Source organism: Pseudomonas sp. CM27, from assembly GCF_013179515.1.
In the GTDB taxonomy this organism is placed as follows: domain Bacteria; phylum Pseudomonadota; class Gammaproteobacteria; order Pseudomonadales; family Pseudomonadaceae; genus Aquipseudomonas.
Window position 1 is genome coordinate 1 of record NZ_JABMCN010000356.1, and the last position, 4201, is coordinate 4201.

4 protein-coding genes are annotated in these 4201 nt (G+C 61.1%); 1 reads left to right on the forward strand and 3 read right to left on the reverse strand.

Features of this window, described 5'->3' with window-relative positions; genetic code table 11:
- Together HP547_RS27540 and HP547_RS27545 are read right to left on the reverse strand one after the other, a co-directional pair.
- Positions 1 to 461, reverse strand: a 461-nt coding sequence (locus HP547_RS27540) for a CSS-motif domain-containing protein (protein WP_172288596.1), incomplete at its 3' end; no start/stop codon positions are given.
- Between the two features lie 132 nt (positions 462 to 593).
- Entirely contained in the window at positions 594 to 1286 is a 693-nt protein-coding gene (locus HP547_RS27545) for a type 1 glutamine amidotransferase domain-containing protein (RefSeq protein WP_172228033.1), read from the reverse strand.
- Between the two features lie 210 nt (positions 1287 to 1496).
- Between HP547_RS27545 and HP547_RS27550 the strand changes: the two genes are divergently transcribed.
- Positions 1497 to 3527: a PAS domain-containing sensor histidine kinase gene (locus HP547_RS27550; RefSeq protein ID WP_172288600.1), complete on the forward strand. Its 2031-nt coding sequence runs from the start codon at positions 1497 to 1499 to the stop codon at positions 3525 to 3527.
- Positions 3528 to 3534: 7 nt separating this feature from the next.
- Here HP547_RS27550 and HP547_RS27555 read toward each other — a convergent pair.
- On the reverse strand, positions 3535 to 4201 hold a 667-nt coding region (locus tag HP547_RS27555), incomplete at its 5' end, for a response regulator (RefSeq protein WP_172288598.1).

The window sequence follows — 4201 nt, forward strand, 5'->3', positions numbered from 1 at the left end:
ACTACCCCGGAGTTCCTCCCAGGTGTTTGAACTCTGAGAATGGCGGCGTTTGGCGAAGAAGGGACATCGAATGCGAGTTCCGTGCCTCGCCCGGACTTTATGAACGCGGAAATATAGGCCATGGGGTCTTTTTCGGTAGCGCAGTACGCCTCGCCATTGACGGTTAACGCCAGTGAGCGCAAATGCGGGCTGATCGCGATGATGTCATGCAATTTCCCTGACACTTGCGCACAGGGCTTTCCCGCCAGGTCGTTGGCACGATCAAAGGTGGCAACCATACGGTCCAGCAACTGGTCGACGCTGAAAACTGCCTCTTGAACGGAAATTTGCGAAGTTTCGGCAAGTTTCTTGCCCAGGTGATAGTTCATCACCAGCAGGCCGGAAACTATCGGCACGGCGCCAATGGCTATTACCATCAGCCTTTTCAGCAAGTTGTACCTGGTATTCAGGGTGAAAGGCATAGGTATGATGCTCCCAGGTGCATTGCTGTTCGTGGTGAACAGATTGACCCTGAGCCTATGTCCCTGACGACGCGATGGCTGTAGTCCATGAGCGATCCGAACCAGAGGAAATACGGAAAGCCACTGTCAGCCTCAGCTTTGATGGCCCGCAATTTTCGCCAGCACCTTCTCGGCGAGCAATCCAGTCGAGGCGGGGTTTTGCCCAGTGATCAGCCGCTCATCAGTGACGACAAACGGCTTCCACGGTTCATCATGCTTGCTGTAGTTGCCGCCGCGGGCCCCCAGTTCGTTTTCAGTCAGAAAGGGCACTACCTTGTCCAGCTCAGCCAACTGTTCCTCGGTGTTTGAAAAACCGGTAACCTGACGACCCTTCAGCAGCAGGCTGTTGTCGCTGAGCTTGACGTTCAGCAGGCCGACAACGCCGTGGCAGACCGCCGCCACGATGCCTTCGTTCTCATAGATGTGGCGCGCAAGCGCCTGCAGCGCCTGGTCATCGGCAAAGTCGTACATCACCCCATGGCCACCGGTGTAATAAATGACGCTGTACTCATCTGCCTTGACCTGACCTGGGCTCAGGGTGGCGCCCAGGCGGGTCATGAAACGCTTGTCGTCATACCATTGCCAATCCAGGTCGGGGGCCATCTGCAGGCTGTGGGGATCGATCGGGACATAGCCGCCCATTGGGCTGACATAGTCCACCGCGTAGCCGGCCTTTTCGACCATCTCGACAAAGTGCACAGCTTCACCCAGCCACAACCCCGTCGCTCGCTTGAGGGTCGGGTACTTGGCTGTATTGGTCAGCACCACCAGCATTTTCTTGCTCATGTCCCATGCTCCTGTCGGCAACCTGGATGGGCCGGTGCTCCTTGGCCCGAGGGAAAACTTAATCAGCATAGCTGCCACCTGCAAGTACGCCATCGGGGGTAGTGCGCGCTGTGCTAACTTCAACCGAGCCCACGAGGCGAGCCGAACGAGCAGGGCGGCGCCTCGGTCAACCTGAGCATTGCTGGAGTCACGATAGTGGTCGCAAATGGTATGCCGCGCGAGCCTGCGCCTGTTTTGGCAACGGTCGAGCCGATGGGCGAAACGGTTGCGCACTTCGATTGGGGGCGAACAGCACTCGGGCCGTTGTCACGCTGGCCGGCTTCGCTGCGTATTGCGGTGGACATGATGCATTTGTCACCGTTCCCGTGTGCCGTGGTTTGGGGATCAGCACTCAGCGTCGTCCACAATGATGCCTACCGGGCGTTGCGGGCCGCTGCTCCGAATACCCTGGGCAGTGCATTCGATGCCTTGTGGTGGGATATCTGGCCCGAAGTGGGGCCTTGGGTATTCAAGGCGCTTGAGGGGCGCTCGAGCTTTGTCGAGGACCCACCCCTGCGTATCGTCAAGGGCGAAGGCGCCGAACCGCTATGGTGCGCGTTCGGTTATGCGCCGCTGCATGACGAACTGGGCGGCGTGGCGGGCTTTCTGCACACCGTGATCGAGACGACGGCCAGCGTCGAGGCGCACAGCCACTGGCGAGAGCAGGCCCTGGTGTTCGAACGACAGCTAGCGCGTCACGAGGCCGAGCGCGAGCAGATCTGGCAGCTGTCGCGCGATGCAGTGATGACCGTTACTCCTGACTTGACGTTGCAAGCTGTCAGCCACACCTGGCAGCGTATTCTGGGCTGGGCCGAAGAGCAGGTGCTGGCGCGGCCGGTACTGGAACTGATTCACCCGGCGGATCGCGCTGAAGTTCAGGTGGCCGTCTCCGGCTTGCTTGAATACGGGAGCACCGGCCAGATCGAGACCCGTCTGCGCCACCGCGATGGCCACTACCACTGGTTTCGCTGGACCGCGCGGTTCGATGGCAGCATGCTGACCGCGGTGGGCCGGGATATTACCGAAGACAGGGCCGAGGCCGCGCGCCAATCCGAAGCACTGATGCGCAAGAACCAGCATATGGAGGTGGTTGGCCAGTTGGCGGGGGGCATGGGCCATGAGTTCAACAACCTGCTGTCCGGGATTGGCGGCAGCCTTGAACTGCTGCAACGGCGCCTGCAACAAGGGCGCCTGGAGCGGGTGGAGGACTATGTCGAGGTGGCACGCGATTCGGTGCAGCGCGCCATGGCGCTTACCCATCGACTGCTGACCTTTTCCCGCCATCAGCCCACGGCCCCCAAGCCACTGGATTTCAACCTGCAATTACGCTTGAGTGAACCGCTGCTGATGCGGGCACTGGGCGCCGAGATGCGCCTGCGCTGGCAACTGGATGTTACACCGTGGGTGGTGAGTCTTGATGTAACCCAACTCGAGAATGCTCTGGTCAACTTGTGCGCAAACGCCCGTGAGGCGTGCCTGGAGCGGGGTACTGTCACCATTCGCACCGTCAACCAACGACTGACAAGCTGTTTTCCGGATGAAGATGGCCTGCCGCCAGGCGACTATGTCGCTCTGCATGTCGAGGACGACGGCCATGGCATGGCGGCGGCAGACATCGCCAGGGCCTTCGAGCCGTTCTTCACCACCAAGCCCATCGGGCGTGGGGCCGGGCTTGGGCTGTCCATGGTCTATGGATTTGTCGGCCAGTCGGGCGGCTATGCCTGGATCGAGTCGGTCGGGGAGCGTGGCACAACGGTTTCAATGCTCTTCCCAAGGTGCCACGACCCGCTCCCTGAACCGCCCAAGCCAGTGCCGCGCCCGCAGCGCATGGCCTGTGGGGAGCGCCTTCTGCTGGTGGATGACGAGCTCAACCTGCGTGCCGTCATGCGTGAGTACCTGGCTGATCGGGGCTTTGATGTCACGGATGTCGGCGACGCCAATGCTGCGCTGGAACGCTTCCGCCATGATGGGCCTTTTGACCTGGTGATTACCGACATCGGGTTGCCAGGGGGCTTCAGTGGGCGGCAAGTCGCCAAGGCCATGCGCATGCAACTGCCGCTGCAGAAAATTCTGTTTATCACCGGCTACGCGAACCAGCCGGTCGAAGCGGAGTTTCTGGAGCAACCGGGCATAGCGTTGATGAACAAGCCGTTCCCGTTGGCCGCCCTGGCGGATGAGGCGCTGCGCATGCTTGACGGGTAAGGTAGTTTCACTTCGTAGCAAGAATCCGCAGCACTTGGGCCTGCAGTTGTTTCAGCTCGAACGGTTTGCTGATCAAGTACATGTCCGTACCCAGGAAGCTCTCTCGGGCAATGGCCGTTTCCGCGTAGCCGGTGATGAACAGTACCGGCAGACGCGGGCGCAGGCTCCGTGCAATTTCGGCCAACTGCCGGCCGTTCATGCCGGGCAAGCCAACGTCGCTGATTAGCAAGTCCACCGGCTCTGTCGAGCGCAGCACTGCCAATCCCTCGCTGGCGTCAGCGGCGCTGTGGCAGGGGAAGCCGTCTTCGCGGAGCGCCTGGCACAGCAGCTGACGTACATGCGAGTCGTCCTCGACCACCAGCACATGGCGACCACGGCCCCCCTGCACAGGCGGCTCAGGGTTGCTCGGTTGGGTGGTCCGGCCGTGATGGCGCGGCAGGTACAGGTCTACCCGGGTGCCTTGGCCGATCTGGCTGTGCAGGGTGACATGCCCACGGGATTGCTTGCTGAAGCCGTATACCATCGACAGGCCCATGCCGATGCCCTGGCCGATCGCCTTGGTGCTGAAAAACGGCTCGAAGGCATGTTCCAGCGTGCTCTGTGCCATGCCCTGGCCGTCATCAACGATTCGCAGGCGCACATAATCGCCACCGCCCGGCGTGGCGCCCTGACCA